Here is a 17,285-nt window from a genome sequence, read left to right as displayed (position 1 = left end):
GTGTTTGCGTTCTTTGCCCATTCGAGGCCCTATTTCGAAAGGATCTTGCTTAAGATAGGCCTTCATGGAAAGCATTGACAAGTTCGACCTCGCCATCCTGCAAGAACTGCAGGCCGACGCACGCCTCACGAACGCCGAGCTGGCCCAACGCGTGGGCCTCTCGGCCGCGCCCTGCTGGCGCCGGGTGCGGGCGCTGGAAAAGGCCGGCTACATCCGCGGCTACCACGCCGAGATCGACCGCCACAAGATCGGCCTGGGCGTGCTGGCTTTCGTGCGCCTGGACACCGACCGCGCCACCGGCGAGGTCACGCGCAAGATCGAGGAGGCGATCCGCAAGCTGCCCGAGGTGGTGGCCTGCCACTACATCAGCGGTACCGGCATGTTCGAGCTGCAGGTGGTGGCCGAGGACCTGGACGGCTTCTCCCGCTTTGCCCTCAACAGCCTGATGCACCTGCCGAACGTGAAGGACCTGCACACCAGCTTCTCGCTGGGCGAGGTCAAGGCCAGCCGGGCGCTGCCTTTGGGCCACTTGGCGAAAAAGACCGGCAAGTCCGGCCGCCCGGGCACCGGACAATAGCGACGCTCATGCCCCCGATCTCGCCAGAAGAAAGCCCCGTCCAGACACGCGTGCCGCCGCCGCGCATCGGCCCCTTCGAGCCGCTCAAGCTGCCGGTGTTCCGCATGCTCTGGAGCACCTGGCTGGTGGCCAACATCTGCATGTGGATGAACGACGTGGCGGCGGCGTGGATGATGACCTCGCTGACCACCTCGCCGATGTGGGTGGCACTGGTGCAGTCGGCCTCCACCCTGCCGGTGTTCCTGCTGGGCCTGCCCAGCGGCGCCCTGGCAGACATCCTCGATCGCCGGCGCTGGCTGGTCGCCACCCAGTTCTGGCTGGCCGGCGCCGCCATCGTGCTGTGCGGCGCGGTGGTGCTGGACCTGATGAGCGCGCCGCTGCTGCTGGCCCTGACCTTCGCCAACGGCATCGGCCTGGCGCTGCGCTGGCCGGTGTTCTCGGCCATCGTGCCCGAACTGGTGCCCCGCACCCACCTGCCGGCGGCGCTGGGCCTCAACGGGCTGGCGATGAACGCCTCGCGCATCGTCGGGCCGCTGCTCGCCGGCACACTGATCGCGAGCGCGGGCACGGTCTGGGTCTTCGGGCTGAATGCGGTGCTGTGCGTGGCCTCGGGCTTCATCGTGATGCGCTGGCGGCGCGAGCACAAGCCGAACCCGCTGGGACGCGAGCGCCTCATCAGCGCCATGCGCGTGGGCGTGCAGTTCGTGCGCCAGTCGCAGCGCATGCGCGCCGTGCTCACCCGCATCTCCATCTTCTTCCTGCATTCGACCGCGCTGCTGGCGCTGCTGCCGCTCCTGGCGCGCAACCTGAAAGGCGGCGGGGCCGGCACCTTCACGCTGCTGCTGGCGGCCATGGGTGCGGGCGCCATCACCGCGGTGATGTTCCTCCCGCGGCTGCGCCAGGCGCTGGCGCGCGATCAGCTGGTGATGCGCGGCGCGATGCTGCAGTCCGCCGCCACGGCCGTGATGGCGGTGGCGCCCAACGCCTGGATCGCCGTGCCGGCAATGTTCTGCGGCGGCATGGCCTGGATCACGGTGGCGAACTCGCTGTCGGTCTCGGCCCAGCTGGCGCTGCCCGACTGGGTGCGCGCCCGCGGCATGTCCATCTACCAGATGGCGATCATGGGTGCCAGCGCCTTCGGGGCGGCGCTCTGGGGGCAGGTGGCGGAGCTGTCTTCGCTCCACCTCACCCTGGGCATCGGCGCGGCCAGCGGCAGCCTGTGCATGCTGCTGGCCATCCGCTACGTGACCGACCACGTGGGCGAGGACGAAGACACCACCCCCGCACGCAAGGGCTGGGCCAAGGGCCCGCCGACCGAGGCGCCGGGCGAGGATGGCCGCGTGGTCGTCACCATCGAATACCTGATCGACCCGGCCCGCGCCGCCGCCTTCCACGTCGTCATGCAGCAGACCCGCCGCGCGCGCCTGGGGCAGGGTGCGATCGGCTGGGAGCTGCTGCACGACATCGCCGAGCCGGGCCGCTACCTGGAGGAGGTCGTGGACGAGTCCTGGACCGAGCACCTGCGCCGCTTCCACCGCGCCACCGCGGCCGACATGGCGCTGCGCGAGCGCCGCCTGGCCTTCCATCAGGGCGAGACGCTTCCGGTGGTCACGCGCTACGTGGTGCGGCGCTGAGGCCTGCGTCGACAGCTTCCTGAAAGCTCCGGCGCGGCACCATCAACGCATTCCAAACAGACCGATGGAGACGACCATGCACGATCCGCAATCCGCCGGGCCCGCGTCCGACTTTTCCCCCGCCCGCCGCCGCCTGCTCGGCATGAGCGGCGCGCTCGGCCTCGCTGCCGCCTGGCCGCGCATCGCGCCGGCACAAGCCGCCTGGCCGAGCAAGCCGGTGCGCTTCGTCGTCCCCTTCGCGCCGGGCGGAAGCTCCGAGATCGTGGCCCGCTCGGTGGCCGCCGAACTCTCGCGCACGCTGGGCCAGAGCGTGTTCGTCGACAACAAGCCCGGCGCTGCCGGCAACATCGCGATGACCGAGGTGGCCCGCGCCGACGACCAGCACACGCTGATCCTCGGCCACATCGGCACGCTGGCGGTCAACCCGTACATCTTCGACAAGCTGCCCTACGACGCCAACAAGGACTTCAAGCCGGTCAGCCTGCTGGCCAAGGTGCCCAGCCTGTACGTGGTGCATCCCGACGTGCCGGCGAAGAACCTGCGCGAGCTGATCGCCTACGCCCAAAGCAAGCCCGGCAAGCTGAGCTACGGCTCGGCCGGCAACGGCAGCGCCGGCCACCTGGCCTTCGAGTACCTGAAGATGACCTCCAACATCTTCATGCTGCACGTGCCCTACCGCGGCACCGGCCCGATGCTGACCGACCTCATGGCCGGGCGGCTGGATGCCTCGGCCATCGGCGCGGCGGCGGTGCTCCCCTTCATCAAGGCCGGCAAGCTGCGCTGCGTCGCCACCGGCTCGGCCCAGCGCCTGCCGCAGCTGCCCGATGTGCCGACAGTGGCCGAGCAAGGCTTCCCCGGCTTCGAGATGACGCAGTGGTACGGCTTGCTGGCGCCGGCCAACCTGGCGCCCGCGAACCTGGCCAAGCTGTCGGCCGAGACCATGAAGGCGGTGAAGGCACCCGCCGCGCTGGAGCGGCTCAAGGGCGACGCCGCCGAATCGATCGGCGACACGCCGGAGCAGTTCGCCAAGTTCATCGCCGGCGAACAGGCCCGCTGGAAGAAGGTGATCGCACGGGCCAACATCAAGCCCGACTGAAAGCGGCCGCCGCGGGCATAGTGGCGCCATGCGCATCCTGCTGGCCGAAGACGAACACGCGCTGGGCACCTGGCTCTGCAAGGCGCTGGAGCATGCCGGCATCCAGGTCGACTGGGTGGACGACGGGCGGCTGGCCGACCGTGCCCTGCAGCAGCACGACCATGACGCGCTGGTGCTCGACCTGGGCCTGCCCGGCCTGGACGGCCACGCGGTGCTGCAGCGCCTGCGCGCCCGCGACCAGCGGCTGCCGGCGCTGATCCTCACGGCCAGCGATTCGGTGGACGAGCGGGTGCGCTCGCTCAACGCCGGCGCCGACGACTTCCTGGCCAAGCCTTTCGCGCTGGCCGAGCTGGAAGCCCGGCTGCACGCGCTGGTGCGGCGCGCCCGCGGCACCGAGCATCCGCGCCTGGCCTGCGGCCCGCTGGCCTACGATGCCGCGCGCCGGCAGTTCCTGCTGCACGGCGAGCCGCTGGCCTTGTCGCCGCGCGAGCAGGCGGTGCTGAAGGTGCTGGTGCAGCGCAGTGGTGAGCCCTTCTCCAAGCAGCAGATCCTGGAGCGCGTGTTCTCCGACGAGGCGGACGTGCAGCTGGAGGCGGTCGAGGTGATCATCCATCGCCTGCGCAAGCGCCTCGAAGGCCGGGGCGTCGGCATCACGACCCTGCGCGGCCTGGGCTATGCGCTGGAAGCGGCCTGAAGAGCCTGAGAGTCTTTCGCGCTGGCTGCGCGAGGCCAGCCTCTGGCGGCGCCTGGCCTGGCTGCTGCTGCCGATGCTGGTGCTGGTCACCGCGCTCGAGCTGTGGATGACACGGCACGACGCGCTGGAGGCGGCCGACTCGGCCTACGACCGCTCGCTGCTGGGCGCCCTCAAGTCCATCGACGCCAACATCTCCACCGCCTCGGGCGGTCTCTCGGTCGAGCTGCCCTACCGCATGTTCGAGTTCTTCGAGCTCACCGCCAGCGGCCAGGTCTACTTCCGCGTTGCCACCTCCGACGGGCTGGTGGAGCTGGGCAGCGCGGACCTGCCTGCGCCGCCCGGCGTGGTCACCACGGGCCAGCCCGTTTTCTACGACGCGCCCTATTTCGGCGAGCCGGTGCGCTTCGCTGCCTACCGGCGCGCGCTGGAGCGCGCCCCGGCCGGCAGCGAGGCGCGCAGCGTGCTGGTGCAGGTGGGCGAAAGCACGCGCTCGCGCCGGGAGTTCACCCGGCGCTTCGTAAAGCGGGCGGTGCTGCGGGACGCGTTGGTGCTGGCCCTGCTGGTGTGCTGCACCGCCGTCGCGCTCGCCGCCGCGCTGCGCCCGCTGGCGCGCCTCGCGCGCGAGGTGCAGACGCGCAGCCCCGAGGACCTGGCCCCGATCGCCGGGGACGGCCTGCCGGCCGACATCCGCCCCCTGGTGGCGGCCGTCAACCAGCAGATGGCGCGCACCCAGGCGCTGGTGGCGCAGCAGCGCCGGTTCCTGGACGATGCCTCGCACCAGCTGCGCACCCATCTCACCACGCTGCAGATGCAGGCCGACTACGCCCGGCGCGAGCAGGATGCCACCCAGGTGCAGGCCGCGCTGGAAGCGCTGGGCACGGAGATCGGCCGCGCCACCCGCAGCACGCAGCAGCTGCTCGCGCTGGGCCGCAGCGACACCGCGGCGCTGGACATCGCGCAGCTGGACCTGGCGGCGCTGCTGCGTGAGGTCGCGCTGGCCTTCCTGCCGCAGGCGCGCGCCCGCCGGATCGACCTGGGCATCCACACGCCGGCGCCGGAGTTCCCCGCGGTGGCCGACCGCGGCCTGATGCGCGAAGCGCTGGCCAACCTGGTGGCGAACGCGGTGGCCCACACGCCCGAAGGCGGCACCGTGACCCTGTTCGCCGCCGCCGATGCGCAGGGTTTCAGCCTCAACGTGGAGGACAATGGCCCCGGCCTGGCCGCCGAGGAGCGCGCCGCGCTGGGCCAGCGCTTCCGGCGCGGGCAACGCGCGGCCGGCGGCGGGTCCGGGCTGGGCCTGGCGATCGCCCGTGCCATCGCCGAGCGCCACCGCGGCGCGCTGCGGCTCGAGGCGCGCGAGGCGGGCAGCGGCCTCCACGCCATCCTCTGGTGGCCCCGCACAATGGGCTGACCCATCCCATGAACACGACCGGCGCCCTCGCTGCCCCCGCACGCCGCCGAATGCTGCGGGCGCTCGGCGCACTGGTATTGCCCGCTTGCATGCCGCTGCGCGCCGATGCCAACGACGATCCCTCGTACGGCCCCGCGGAATGCGTGGTCCCCGCCAAGCCCGGCGGCGGCTTCGACCTCAGCTGCGCGCTGGCGCGCGAGGCCCTGCAGGCGGTTCGGCCGGCGCGGCCGCCGTTGGCCAGCCGCTATCTGCCGGGCGGCATCGGCGCCGTGGCCTTCGACCGCATCGCCACCGGCCGGTTGGGCGGCCCCGCGACCCTGGTCGCCTTCTCCAGCGGCTCGCTGCTCAACCTGGCGCAGGGCCGCTTCGGCCCGCATCCGCCCTCGGCGGTGCGCTGGATCGCCACACTGGGCACCGACTACGGCGTGATCGCGGTGCACCGCGACGCCCCCTTCAAGACCCTGGGCGAGCTGGTCGCCGCCCTGCGCCAGGACCCGGCCCGCCTGGCGTTCGGTGCCGGCGGCACGGTGGGCAGCCAGGACTGGATGAAGGCCGCCCTGCTGGTGCGCGCCGCCGGACGCGACCACAAGGCGATGCGCTTCGTCGCCTTCGAGGGCGGCGGCGAGGCCCTGGCCGCGCTGCAGGGCCGCCACGTGGACCTGTTCCCAGGCGATGCGGCCGAGGCCCTGCGGGCCCAGGCCGCCGGCGCCCCCCTGCGCTTCCTGGCGGTGCTGGCCGAGACCCGTCTGCCCGGCGCCCTGGCCGGCGTGCCTACCGCACGCGAACAGGGCATCGACCTGGTCTGGCCCACCGTGCGCGGCCTCTACCTCGGCGCGGACGCGCCCGAGGCCGCCGTGCGCGCCTGGACCGAGGCCTTCCGCCAGGCGGTCGCCAGCCCCGGCTACGCCGCCCTGCGGGAGCGCCATGGCCTGTACCCCTTCACCCTGACCGGCGACTCGCTGGAGGATTTCGTGCGCCAGCGCATCGAGGCCTACCGGCGCCTGGCGGACGAACTGGGCCTGCGCCGCTGGGCGCGGTAGCATCGGCCCTGCCCGGGAACCTAATTCCACCCTCAGACTCCCACGGCATGATCCGCTGCACAAAAAAGGACTCAACGTCCCGCACAACGACAGCAGCCTGCACCTCCACAATACGAAACGGAAAGACGACCCTCCCATGCGCCTCACCACCAAAGGCCGCTTCGCGGTCACTGCCATGATCGACCTGGCGCTGCGTGAGCGCTCGGGACCGGTGACCCTGGCCGCCATCAGCCAGCGCCAGCGGATCTCGCTGTCCTACCTGGAACAGCTCTTCGGCAAGCTGCGCCGCCACAAGCTGGTCGAATCCACCCGCGGCCCGGGCGGCGGCTACTCGCTGGGGCGCAAGGCGGCCGACATCACGGTGGCGGACATCCTGTTCTCGATCGAGGAAGAACCTGCCGAAAAGCAGGATCCTCACGCCGGCGCCGACGGCCGCTGCAGCACCGAGGAGCTGTGGGCTTCGCTGAACCGCCGCACGGTGGAGTTCCTGGATTCGGTCTCACTGCAGAGCCTGGTGCTCGAGCAGTTGGCCAAGGGCGTGAAGGTCGAGAGCGAGCAGCCGGCGGTCAAGCGCGTGCCGGCCAGCACGCCGGTGCCGAAGCGTCCCCGGGTCAATGCGCCGAACTCTGTGTTCGCGCTGGGCACGCTGGCCAAGCGCTGAGTCTTCCCCCTCCCTCCAGTTTCCTTCAGCGGACCGGCAACATCATCCGCAGCAGCCCGCCCGCCGTTACCAGGCGGTCGGGGCTATAGCTCTCCTCCAGCACGGCGCCGAGCCGGCGCACGATGCCCGGGCTGCGTTGCGCACGCCAGAACACGAAGTCGGCGATCCAGGGATGGTGGTTGACGCGGTTGGCCTGCGCATAGGCCGCGAAGCGCGGCTTCAATGCCGTCAGCGCCGCGTCGTAGCGCGCGCCCACTGCGGCATCGCCCTCGGCGCTGGTCATGGCTTCGGCCGCGAGCATGCCGGTTTCCATCGCCTTGCCGATGCCCTCGCCGGTGAAGGAATAGGTGCTGCCCGCCGCCTCGCCCGTCACCAGCACGCCCGGACGCGACCAGCGCGCGCCGTCGAGCGAGCAGCGCAGCGGCGCGCCCTTGAGCTCACCTTGCAGGCTGCCGCCCTGCATCAGCTCGCGCGCGGGCGCATGCACCTGGGTGAAGGCGGCGAACAGCGCGCGCAGGTTGAGTTCGGGGCCGCCTTCCGCGGGGCTGTCCAGCAAGCCGGCACCGACGTTGAACAGCCCGTTGCCGCAGGGAAAGATCCAGCCGTAGCCGCCGCGCAGGGCGCGGTGCCACACCACCTCGAGCTGGCGGATGCGCCCGGCCATCGCCTCGTTCCTCACATAGCCGCGCAGCGCGACGCCGCTGGGCACGCGCCGGCTGCACATGTCCGCGGCCAGCAGCGGACCCGCCGCCGCGCCGGTGGCCAGCACGGTCCAGCGCGCGCGCACCGCTCGCTCGGTGCCCTCGGCCAGCCGCAGCCGGGCGCCCACCACGCGGCCGTCGGCGTCGACCAGCGGCGCCTCGAAGCGCGCCGGCGCGAACCAGCGCGCACCGGCCGCCAGCGCGGCCTGGCGCACGATCTCATCGAGCTCGCGCCGCGGCAGCACCGCCAGGCTGGCCGGCACCTCGATCCTGCTGCCGCGCGGCGCCACGCAGGCCACGTGGCTGGCGGCGCAGGCGCGGGCCAGGACCGCATCGAGCACGCCAAGGCGGGCCAGCGCCCGATGGGCATCGGGGATCAGCCCGTCGCCGCAGACCTTCTCGCGCGGAAAGCCATGGCGGTCGACCAGCAGCACGTCCGCCCCGGCACGCGCCAGCAGTTGCGCGCAGGCACTGCCGGCCGGCCCCGCACCGACCACCAGCACGTCGCAGTCTGCCGGCTCAGGCGCCGCTGCCATAGGGGCGGGTGATGATCTCGAGCAGGTGGCCGTCGCGGTCGGGCCAATAGACCCCGCGGCCGCCGTCGTTGTGGTTGATGCGGCCGGGCTGGTGCTGGTGCGGGTCGGCCCAGTAGGGCAGGCCGCGCGCGCGGATGCGATCGAAGATCGGGTCGAACTCCGCCTCGCTCACCAGGAAGGCATAGTGCTCGATCGGGATCCGCTCGTCGCTGCGGATGTAGTCGAGCGTGACGCCGTTGTCGAGCTGCACGCAGTGGAAGGGCCCGAAGGTGGTGGGCGCCTCGCGCCCCAGCAGTTCCGCCAGGAACAGGGCGGAGGCTTTCGGATCGCGCGCGGGAACGATCGTGTGATTGAGCTGGATGGCCATGGCGTTCCTCCATGAGCGCGGCGGGATGGGTTGCCGCAGGAGAGCGCGCATGTTAAGACTTGCACCGGGCCTGCGCGCGGCGAATCCGGCGCCGGCCCCATCGCGTAGAGGGTGGATCGCAGCCTGACGGGAGACCGCCATGAAACGCTTCCTGATGATCGTCGCGGCCCTGGCGGTGATGGTCGCCGCACTGTTCGTGCCGCTGGAGGCGGACCGCACCCGCTTCGTCAACAGCGCGGAGATCGCGCGGCCGCCGGCGGCGGTGCACGCGAGCCCGAGCGCCTGTGGCGCATCGCGGGCAGCATCGGAGAGCGCGAGGCCGGTGTGCTGAGCTACACGCTCACGCCCACGGCGGGCGGCACGCATTTCGAGCGCAGCTTCGAATACCGCTCGCCCAACCTGCTGTTCGCGATCCTGAATGCGCTGAGCCTGCGCGCCCGTGTCGAGGCTGAATCGGCGCACGCCGTTTCCCGCCTGAAAGCAAAACCGGAACAGCCCGGCCCGGCCTGAAAGTTGCGTGGACCCGACACCTTCCGGCTGCCGCGGCAGCCCGGGCCACGCCTTCGCATTAGGATCAAGCCCACGTCAAAGGGGGCACGATGGGCAACAGAAGCGACGAAGACAGCATCGAGTTCGACAAACCGCCGGTGCGCGAGGAGGCCGCCGTCGCGGTGCCGGACTGCGACGGCCCACTGGTGGTGCAGGCGCTGTCCTCGATGCTGGAGCTGATCCGGGAGCAGCTCGGCATGGACGTGTTCTTCGTCTCCGAATTCATCGACGGCCGCCGCGTCTTCAGGCACGTGGCGACGGCGCCGGCCATGGGCATCATCCGCGTGGGCGAGTCCCACACGATGGAGGACAGCATCTGCCAGCAGGTCATCGACGGTCGCGTGCCCAGCCTCGTGCGCGACCTGCGCGTGCTGCGCACCCGGCAGCCCCTGCCCGAGGTGACCCGGCCGATCGGCGCGCACATCAGCGTGCCGGTGGTCCTGCCGGACGGCAGCATCTACGGGACCCTGTGCGGCTTCGCGGTCGAGCGCAGCGTCGAGCTGTCGGAGCGGCACGTACGCAGGCTCGAGATCGCTGCCCAGGCGACCGCCCGGCTGCTGGCGCAGGCGGCCGGCGAACTGAGCCCTTGAAACCATCGCCATGACGACCGGCACCGCCACGCCCCCCGCCGCTGCGCCCGCCATCGGCCCGGACTTCACGATCGCCTTCCAGCCGATCGTCGACCCGGTGCGGCGCGAGGTCTTCGCGCACGAGGCGCTGGTGCGCGGCTTGGCGGGGGAAGGCGCCACCGGGGTGCTCTCGCGGGTCCAACCCCAGCATCGCTTCGCCTTCCACGAGGCCTGCCGCGTGCGCGCCATCGAGATGGCCGCGCAGCTGGGCATGAGCTCCAAGCTCAGCCTGAACGTCATGCCCAACGACGTGGCCGGCCAGGAGGAGTGCTTCCGCACCGCCATCGACACCGCCATGCGCTGCAACTTCCCGGCGAACCACCTGATGTTCGAGATCACGGAGGGCGAGCGCGTCATCAACCTGCCTGGCCTGGCGGCGTCCTTCCACATCTTCCGGCGCTATGGCTTCACCTCCGCCATCGACGACTTCGGCGCCGCCTACGCGAACTTCGAGCTGCTCGCGGCCTTCCAGCCCGACGTGGTGAAGATCGACATGAGCCTGGTGCGCGACATCCACGTCGATCCGGTCCGGGTGGCCATCGTGAAGGGCTTCGTCACCACCTGCGACGAGCTCGACATCAAGGTGATCGCCGAGGGCGTGGAGGCGGCCGACGAAGCCCGGGTGCTGCTGGAGCTGGGCGTCGATCTTTTCCAGGGCTTCCTGTTCGCACGGCCCACCATCGGCACCCTGCCCACGGTGAACTGGGACGCGGCCTGAGCCGCACGGCCGTTCCGAAGGCGAATACCGCAGCCGCAGGCGAAGGTACTCCAGTGCGCCGCGGCACAGGCCGGCGGCGCGGCCCGCCTACACGTTGCTGGTCGCGCGCACTTCGTCGATGGTCGTCAGTCCCGCCAGCACCTTCTCGATGCCGTCCTGCCGCAGGGTGCGCATGCCCTCGCGCAGCGCCGCTTCCTGCAGCTGCTCGGCGCGCGCGCCTTCCTGTATCAGCCGTCGCACGCCCTTGGACACCACCATCAGCTCGTGGATGCCCACGCGCCCCCGGAAGCCGGTCTCGCCGCAGTGCTTGCATCCCTTGCCCGCGTGGAGGTGCAGCGCGCCCTCGCGGCCATGCTGGCGAACCCAGGACTGCCGCAAGGCATCGCGCCGCTCCGGCGTGTCCTGCGACGGAACGACGTGCAGGTAGTCGCCCACCAGTTCGTCGATCTCTTCCGCGCTGGCCGGGCGGCTCTCGCTGCAATGCCGGCAGATGCGCCGCACCAGCCGCTGCGCCAGCACGGCCAGCAACGAATCCGCGAAGTTGAAGGGGTTCATGCCCATGTCGAGCAGCCGCGTCACCGTTTCGGGCGCGCTGTTCGTATGCAGGGTCGACAGCACGAGGTGGCCGGTGAGCGAGGCCTCGATCGCCATCTTCGCGGTCTCCTCGTCGCGGATCTCGCCGACCATGATCACGTCGGGGTCGGCCCGCACGAAGGCGCGCAGGGCCTTGGCGAAGGTCCAGTCGATGCGTGGATTGACCTGCACCTGCCGCAGGCCCGCCTGCGTGATCTCGATCGGGTCCTCCGCAGTCCAGATCTTGCGCTCCGGCGTATTGATGTGCATGAGCGCCGAGTGCAGCGTGGTCGTCTTGCCCGATCCGGTCGGGCCGACGCACAGCACCATGCCATAGGGGCGATCGACTGCCTCGGTCAGTCGCTCGAGGTTGCGCTTCGACAGCCCCAGCTGGTCCAGCGGGATCGGCTTGGCCGAGGCCAGGATCCGCATCACCACATCCTCCAGCCCGTTGTTGGTGGGGATGGTGGCCACGCGCAGCTCGATGCGGTGCTGCGGCGAGAACTTCGAGAAGTTGATCTTGCCGTCCTGCGGCTTGCGCTTCTCGCTGATGTCCAGATCGCACATGATCTTCACCCGCGCCACGATCGCATTGCGGTAGTTGGGCGGCAGCTCCAGGTAGGTGTAGAGCCGCCCGTCGCGGCGGAAGCGGATGCGGGTCTTGTCCCGCCCCGGATAGCTCTCGATGTGGATGTCCGACACGCCCTCGCGGTGCGCTTCGAGAATCATGCTGTTGATCATCCGCACCAGCGAGTTGTCCGACTGCTCGATCGCCGCCTCTTCGTCCTCGGACGCGCGGTCCTCCTTCTCCAGGGTCTGCAGCAGCTCGCTGGTGCCGGCCAGGTCGAAGTCGATGGCCATCGGGTCGGTGGCGGGCGCACGCTTGTCGCCCTGCGCGCCGATCTTCTCGTAGGCCTTGCTCAGCACGGTGTCCAGGTCGAGGGCCTGGCTCAGGACCGGGATCACCTTCATCTGGGCGATGAACTCGACCTCGTCCAGGGCCGAACGGCGGCTGGCCGGGTCATCGAGCGCGACGATCAGCCGCCCGTCGTGGATCATGAGCGGCATGACCTGCAGACGCTGCGCCACGCCGTAGCTGACCTTGCGCAGGGCCTCCGTCGCGGCCGGGAACTCCTGCACGTTGACCAGCGGATAACCCATCTTCCGCGCCAATGCGGTCTGCAACTGCGCGCGGCTCACCACGCCCATGCGCACCAGGGTCTCGCCCAGCGGCACGCTGCGGTCCAGCTGCTGCTTGGCGAGGGCCTCGCGCAATTGCTCGTCGGTGATCATGCCCAGCGACATCAGCGCCTGCCCGATGCGCAGGATCGGCATGCGGCTCTGGGCGTCGATTTCCTTCAAGAGTTGCTGTGGCGTGACGACTTCGGCAGATGCCATTGCATCGATCTCCTGCGTTGTTGTGTCCAAGGATTCTGAGCCCCGGCAGCATACTTGTCAGCCCGAAGCGCGCGACGGGGCCGGCCGGCATCGCATTCGCGTCGCGATCTCGCTACCAAAGTATTCAGCTCACAGCTTGTCAGGGCGCAAATGCGAAGGTGTTGCGTCCCGCCGCCTTCGCGCTGTAGAGCGCGACATCCGCGCGGGCCAGCAGGTCCCCCGGCGCCATGGTGGCATCGACGTCGCGGACGAACACGATGCCGATGCTGGTCGTGATGTCGAGGCTGCGGCCATCGACCTGAAAGGGCGAGCCGCCGATCTGCCGGATGATCTTGCGCGCCACGACGGCGGCGGCCTCCTGGGTGTCCAGGTCCTCGAGCACGACGACGAACTCGTCGCCCGCCAGACGCGCCACGGTGTCGGTGCTGCGCACGCTGGAACGCAGCCTTCTCGAGTATTCGGCCAGCACCCCGTCCCCGCTCGCATGGCCCAGGGTGTCGTTGATCGACTTGAAATGATCGACGTCGAGGAACATGAGCGCCATGCCGCGCCCCGCGTACGCCGCATGCGTGATGGCGGCGGGCAGGTGCTCGTTGAAGGCCAGCCGGTTCGGCAGTCCGGTGAGCGTGTCGACGCGGGCCAGCTCGATCAGCTTGCGCTCCACCGCCTTCAGGGCGGTGACGTCGAAGCTCAGGGAGAAGATGCCGCGCGTCGACCCATCCGCCGCGATGTGCGGCACGTAGATGACGCGGGTGACCCGGTCGAACTCGCCCTTGCGGGTCTGCGCCTCGAATTCGACCCGCTCGCCCGCGAGCGCCCGGTCCACCAGCCCCTTGCGCGCGAGGTACAGCTCCTCGCCCGCGACCTCGCGGATGTGCTTGCCCAGCAGCAGGGCGGGGTCCAGCCCCAGCCATTCGCGGTAGGTGCCGTTGGCGAAGGTGATCCGTTCGTCGCTGTCGATGTAGGTGATGAGCGCAGGGATGTTGTCGGTGATGGCGCGCAGGCGCATCTCGCTCTCGGCCAGCTGAAGCTCCGTTTCCTTCAGCGCCGTGACGTTGAAGGCCATCAGATAGAAGCCCAGCACCTGCCCCTGCAGGTTCCGGTCGGGAATCATGTGCACCTGGAAGTAGCCGGTCTTGTCGTAGAGCGGCGCCTCCACCTGGAAGCGGGCCGTCTCGCCGGCCAGCACCTGGGCGACGTAGGGCGCCTGCTGCGCATAGACCGCCTCGCCCATGGCCGAGGGCAGCGTCACGCCGTCGAGCGCCCCGTCACCCAGGCCGGCCATCTGCCGGCCGCGGCTGTTGGCGAAGTGGCAGCGCAGCTCGCGGTCGAAGTAGCCCACCAGGGCCGGAATGCTGTCGGTGACGTCGCGCAGCCGCTTCTCCTGCTCGGCCAGCGCGTTGCGGACCCTCACCTCATCGGTGATGTCGAAGGTCATCGCGAAGACACCCTGGACCATGCCGACGTCGTCGGTGTCGGGGATGTAGTGCGCCTTGTAGGTCCGGTCGCCCACGCCCAGCTTCGGGTCGCCGCGCTTCTCCACGATCACCGTCTCGCCGGCCAGGGCGCGGCGGTAGTAGGGCTCCACCACGGCGAAATCCGCGCTGCCGCGCTTCTCGGGCATGGGCTGGCCCACCAGCGCGTTGTCGTTGTGCAGCGCCCGGACCTTGGCGTTGACGAAGGTGTAGATCAGCGATGCGTCCACGTGCGAGACCAGCGCCGGGATGTTGTCCGCGATGATGCGGATCCGCGCCTCGCTGTGCGCCAGGTTGAGCTCGATGCGCTTGCGCTCCGTGATGTCGGAAGTCATGGCGTAGTAGCCGCGCACGGCGCCCGCGGCGTCGCGGTCCGGGATCAGGTCGGTCTGGAAGAAGCGCGGCTCCTCCCCGTGGCGCACGGAGCCCCGGCGCTCGAAGGTCACGTGCTCGCCGGCCATCACGCGCTGCAGGTAGCGGTCCGGGATGGCGTAGTTGCCGCTGCCCGGCTGGCCCTGCGCGGATTCGCCGATGAGCTCGGCCCTGCTTCGGCCCAGGCGCTCGGCGAGCCTGGCGTTCACGAAGGTGTAGCGGCCCTGGGCGTCCGCATGCGACACCATGACCGGGATGTTGTCGGTGATGTCGCGCAGGAATTTCTCGCCTGCCCATTGCTCGCGCATGAGCTGGTCGAAGGTGTAGGCGAGATCGCCGATCTCGTCGTCCCGGTAGCCGGGCGCCACCGCGGGCTCGCCGGGCGCGGCGTCGGACCGTGCGTCCAGCATGCGCCCGTGCAGCGCCGTCAGCGGGGCGAGCTGGCGCCGCACCACGACCGACACGATGGCGCCCGCCGCCAGCGCCAGGGCCAATGCCCCGCCCCAGGCCACATGCTCGATGGACTCGATCCGTGCGAAGGCCTCGCTGCGCGGATACATCGACCCCAGCACCCAGGGGGTCTGGCGAAGCTGCTGGAAGACGTAGAGCCCCAGGGTGCCCTCGGGACTGCGGCCTTCGGTCACCCCTTCGAAGCCGGCGATCGCCCGCTCGATCTCCAGGTCGGCCGGCCCCTCGGCGTTCGCGCGGCTCAGGATGCGCTCGTCGCGCGGATGGTCGACCACCACGCCGTCGCGGGTGACGACGAAGAGGTAGCCCGTGTTCCCGAACCTGACCTGGGCGAGCTCGCCAAGGATGCTGCGCTCCTTCAGGTTGATCGAGCCCGAGATCACGTAGCGGACCTGCCCGGCGCGGTCTTTCACCGGTGCGGTGATGGCGACCTGCGCCAGCCCGTTGAGCCGGTTGCGGTAGGGTTCGGAGATCGTGCCGGTACCGGAGGCCACGGTGTCGCGGAAGTACGGGCGATCCTTCACGTTCAGGCGGCCGATCTGCTGCGCCCCGTTGAGATTGGCGACGAGCCCGCCTTCCAGGTCGATGAACGCGACGTTGTCGAAGGCATCGCGCAGGGACGGATGCTGTTCGAGGAAGGCCTGCAGCGGCACCTCGCTCGCCGGGTCCAGCGCCTCCACGCTCTCGGCGAGGGTCGCCAGCAGGGTCCGTCGGCTCGCGAACTTCTGGTCGAGCGCATCCGCGACGAAGGACACGTGGCCGAGCTGCTCGCTCGTGATGGCCGACTCCATGCTGGCCTTGACCAGGTGCAGCGCGATCGTGGCAATGGCAAGGGTCGCGGCCAGCACCACAGCCGCGACGCCGAGGCCCAGGCGGGTGTTCAGGCCGATGCGCCTCTTGCTCAGACCTGGTGAATTCATCGACGGTGGTGCAGCACGCCGGAGGGATTGTTCATGGGCGCGGATCCACCTCACTCCTCGCGCAGGTCCGCGGCCGCATCGTAGCGCAGCCCGCTCCACTGCCGGCCCCGGGCGGGCCCTTCGCGCATCACGATCTGGCCGCCCTGGGCCGCCGCCGGTCAGTCCCTCGTCAGCCGGCCAGCTTGGGATTGCGCCGCGCTTCGCCAAGTCGTGCCTGGCGCACGGTCTCCGCGCACTGCGGACTCCGGCGCGCGTCGGGCCGGGCGCACTGGTTGTTCATGCACACGGCGCGCGCGAAGAAGTTGCGCCCATCACAGCGGGCCGCGGGGCCGCCAGCCAGGTTGCGCGTCGGACGGACCGATGCCGGCGTGGCCTTGCGCACCGGCCTGCTGTCAGCCGCATCCGCGCCCGGCGCGGCTGCCGACAACTCGCGCGGCGTTTCCACAGACGGGGCGGGATGGCTCGGCTGGGCGGCATGTTCCGCGGCAGCCGCCAATTCGATCCCCACCGGCGCCGACAGGCGCTCGCCCGGTGCCGCCACGGCGGCCTGTTCGAAAGGCGTGCCCGGATCCGCCGGCCGAGGGCCGTGCGCCTGCAGCGCCGCGACCGCGGTCACGGTGCCCCACAGCACGACCAGCGCGACGATGGCGATGCGGCTGCGGCGCTCCTCGGGATCGCCATCCGTTGCCGGGGGCGAGACCGGCGTGCCCGCTTCCACCGCGGCGAAGTAGGCCGGCAACTTGCCATCGCAGCCCTTGCAGAAGCACGCATGGCGCGCGTTGATGGTCTGGCAGGCCTCGCAGACCTCGGCCTCGGCCGGCTGGCGCCGCAGGCGCGCCAGGTCGAACAGGCTGCCGAAGGCGACGGTGGCCGCGGGCCTCTGTCGCTCCGGAATGACGACCGTGGCCGCGGCCATCACAGCCTCCCGCCGTCGTGGTCGGCGGGCTCCAGCGCAACTGCCACTGCCACCACGCGGCGGTGCAGCCTCAGTTCGGACGCCGCCAGGCGCGCAAAGAGCGCCACCACTTCGTCCGAGGGCTCGGGACCGCCGCCCAGCTGCACGCGGAAGGCGCGAACGATCTGCGCCTGCGCCGCTTCGCGCAGCCGGGTGGCGGTCAAGGCGGCGCATGCGGCCGTCGCGTGGACAGGGCTGGGGAAGTTCATGGTGGACTCCTGACAGGACCGGCGGAGGGCGAATGCACCGCTCCGCCCAGGCCGGAAAGCCTTTGAAGGACGGCGGAAAGTTCTACTTGTTGACCGCTGGATCCGCGTCCCTTGTCAGACAGCACCTGATGCCCCCGTCGTATCCAGTTCATCTCCCTGAATGACCGATCCCGTCGAAGCCCTCAAGATCAACCGATTGATCAAAATTTTCATCCATCCTCTTCTAATTACGGGTAAACCATAGCGACTCTTTTTTATCCAAGTGGATAATTTAGACAAACCCACTCCTGGCGAGGCCTGTC

17 protein-coding genes are annotated in these 17,285 nt (G+C 70.4%); 11 read left to right on the top strand and 6 right to left on the bottom strand.

Translation table 11 applies throughout. The annotated features are described in order from the left end of the window. Window positions 1–64: 64 nt before the first annotated feature. From A8M77_RS26215 to A8M77_RS26185, 7 genes are all read left to right on the top strand, one after another. A complete protein-coding gene (locus tag A8M77_RS26215) occupies window positions 65–577 on the top strand; it encodes an Lrp/AsnC family transcriptional regulator (protein ID WP_086924458.1) in 513 nt (170 codons plus the stop codon). An 8-nt stretch (window positions 578–585) separates the two neighbouring features. Further along, window positions 586–2,211 carry an MFS transporter gene (locus A8M77_RS26210; protein ID WP_086924457.1) on the top strand — a complete coding sequence of 542 codons (1,626 nt, stop codon included), beginning with the start codon at window positions 586–588 and terminating at the stop codon, window positions 2,209–2,211. A gap of 76 nt (window positions 2,212–2,287) precedes the next feature. Next, entirely contained in the window at window positions 2,288–3,307 is a 1,020-nt protein-coding gene (locus A8M77_RS26205; RefSeq protein ID WP_086924456.1) for a Bug family tripartite tricarboxylate transporter substrate binding protein, read from the top strand. Between the two features lie 28 nt (window positions 3,308–3,335). Beyond that, window positions 3,336–4,001, top strand: coding sequence for a response regulator (locus A8M77_RS26200; protein WP_086924455.1), 666 nt, complete (start codon window positions 3,336–3,338; stop codon window positions 3,999–4,001). Continuing rightward, the gene (locus A8M77_RS26195) at window positions 3,982–5,412 is read left to right on the top strand and encodes a sensor histidine kinase (protein WP_086924454.1); all 1,431 of its coding nucleotides are present in this window, start codon (window positions 3,982–3,984) and stop codon (window positions 5,410–5,412) included. Before A8M77_RS26200 ends, A8M77_RS26195 begins: the two co-directional genes overlap by 20 nt. Before the next feature lie 8 nt (window positions 5,413–5,420). Next, window positions 5,421–6,452, top strand: coding sequence for a Bug family tripartite tricarboxylate transporter substrate binding protein (locus tag A8M77_RS26190; RefSeq protein WP_086924486.1), 1,032 nt, complete (start codon window positions 5,421–5,423; stop codon window positions 6,450–6,452). Between the two features lie 136 nt (window positions 6,453–6,588). Continuing rightward, the gene (locus tag A8M77_RS26185) at window positions 6,589–7,113 is read left to right on the top strand and encodes an Rrf2 family transcriptional regulator (RefSeq protein WP_086924453.1); all 525 of its coding nucleotides are present in this window, start codon (window positions 6,589–6,591) and stop codon (window positions 7,111–7,113) included. A 25-nt stretch (window positions 7,114–7,138) separates the two neighbouring features. Here A8M77_RS26185 and A8M77_RS26180 read toward each other — a convergent pair whose 3' ends face one another. After that, a complete protein-coding gene (locus tag A8M77_RS26180; RefSeq protein WP_086924452.1) occupies window positions 7,139–8,350 on the bottom strand; it encodes an NAD(P)/FAD-dependent oxidoreductase in 1,212 nt (403 codons plus the stop codon). Next, the gene (locus tag A8M77_RS26175; protein WP_086924451.1) at window positions 8,334–8,717 is read right to left on the bottom strand and encodes a VOC family protein; all 384 of its coding nucleotides are present in this window, start codon (window positions 8,715–8,717) and stop codon (window positions 8,334–8,336) included. Before A8M77_RS26175 ends, A8M77_RS26180 begins: the two co-directional genes overlap by 17 nt. A gap of 139 nt (window positions 8,718–8,856) precedes the next feature. Here A8M77_RS26175 and A8M77_RS26170 point away from each other — a divergent pair, with 139 nt between their 5' ends. The 4 genes from A8M77_RS26170 (at window position 8,857) to A8M77_RS26155 (ending at window position 10,613) form a co-directional block, all read left to right on the top strand. Further along, on the top strand, window positions 8,857–9,048 hold the full coding sequence (locus A8M77_RS26170) for a hypothetical protein (protein WP_086924450.1): 192 nt from the start codon (window positions 8,857–8,859) through the stop codon (window positions 9,046–9,048). Next, window positions 9,042–9,227, top strand: coding sequence for a hypothetical protein (locus A8M77_RS26165; RefSeq protein WP_086924449.1), 186 nt, complete (start codon window positions 9,042–9,044; stop codon window positions 9,225–9,227). Before A8M77_RS26170 ends, A8M77_RS26165 begins: the two co-directional genes overlap by 7 nt. Before the next feature lie 89 nt (window positions 9,228–9,316). Beyond that, a complete protein-coding gene (locus A8M77_RS26160) occupies window positions 9,317–9,856 on the top strand; it encodes a GAF domain-containing protein (protein WP_086924448.1) in 540 nt (179 codons plus the stop codon). A gap of 10 nt (window positions 9,857–9,866) precedes the next feature. Next, window positions 9,867–10,613, top strand: coding sequence for an EAL domain-containing protein (locus A8M77_RS26155; protein ID WP_086924447.1), 747 nt, complete (start codon window positions 9,867–9,869; stop codon window positions 10,611–10,613). Window positions 10,614–10,700: 87 nt separating this feature from the next. On the opposite strand, the gene A8M77_RS26150 is transcribed toward A8M77_RS26155, so the two are convergent. The 4 genes from A8M77_RS26150 to A8M77_RS26135 form a co-directional block, all read right to left on the bottom strand. After that, the gene (locus A8M77_RS26150) at window positions 10,701–12,584 is read right to left on the bottom strand and encodes a GspE/PulE family protein (protein WP_086924446.1); all 1,884 of its coding nucleotides are present in this window, start codon (window positions 12,582–12,584) and stop codon (window positions 10,701–10,703) included. A 139-nt stretch (window positions 12,585–12,723) separates the two neighbouring features. Beyond that, window positions 12,724–15,819 carry a sensor domain-containing diguanylate cyclase gene (locus A8M77_RS26145; RefSeq protein ID WP_086924445.1) on the bottom strand — a complete coding sequence of 1,032 codons (3,096 nt, stop codon included), beginning with the start codon at window positions 15,817–15,819 and terminating at the stop codon, window positions 12,724–12,726. 169 nt (window positions 15,820–15,988) lie between these two features. Beyond that, the gene (locus A8M77_RS26140) at window positions 15,989–16,735 is read right to left on the bottom strand and encodes a hypothetical protein (RefSeq protein ID WP_086924444.1); all 747 of its coding nucleotides are present in this window, start codon (window positions 16,733–16,735) and stop codon (window positions 15,989–15,991) included. After that, window positions 16,735–16,983 carry a hypothetical protein gene (locus A8M77_RS26135; RefSeq protein ID WP_086924443.1) on the bottom strand — a complete coding sequence of 83 codons (249 nt, stop codon included), beginning with the start codon at window positions 16,981–16,983 and terminating at the stop codon, window positions 16,735–16,737. The genes A8M77_RS26140 and A8M77_RS26135 overlap by 1 nt, the downstream gene beginning before the upstream one ends. Window positions 16,984–17,285: the final 302 nt, after the last annotated feature.

It is taken from the genome of Variovorax sp. JS1663, from assembly GCF_002157355.1.
Classification (GTDB): domain Bacteria; phylum Pseudomonadota; class Gammaproteobacteria; order Burkholderiales; family Burkholderiaceae_C; genus Variovorax.
This window is presented reverse-complemented; position numbering and strand designations above follow the sequence as displayed.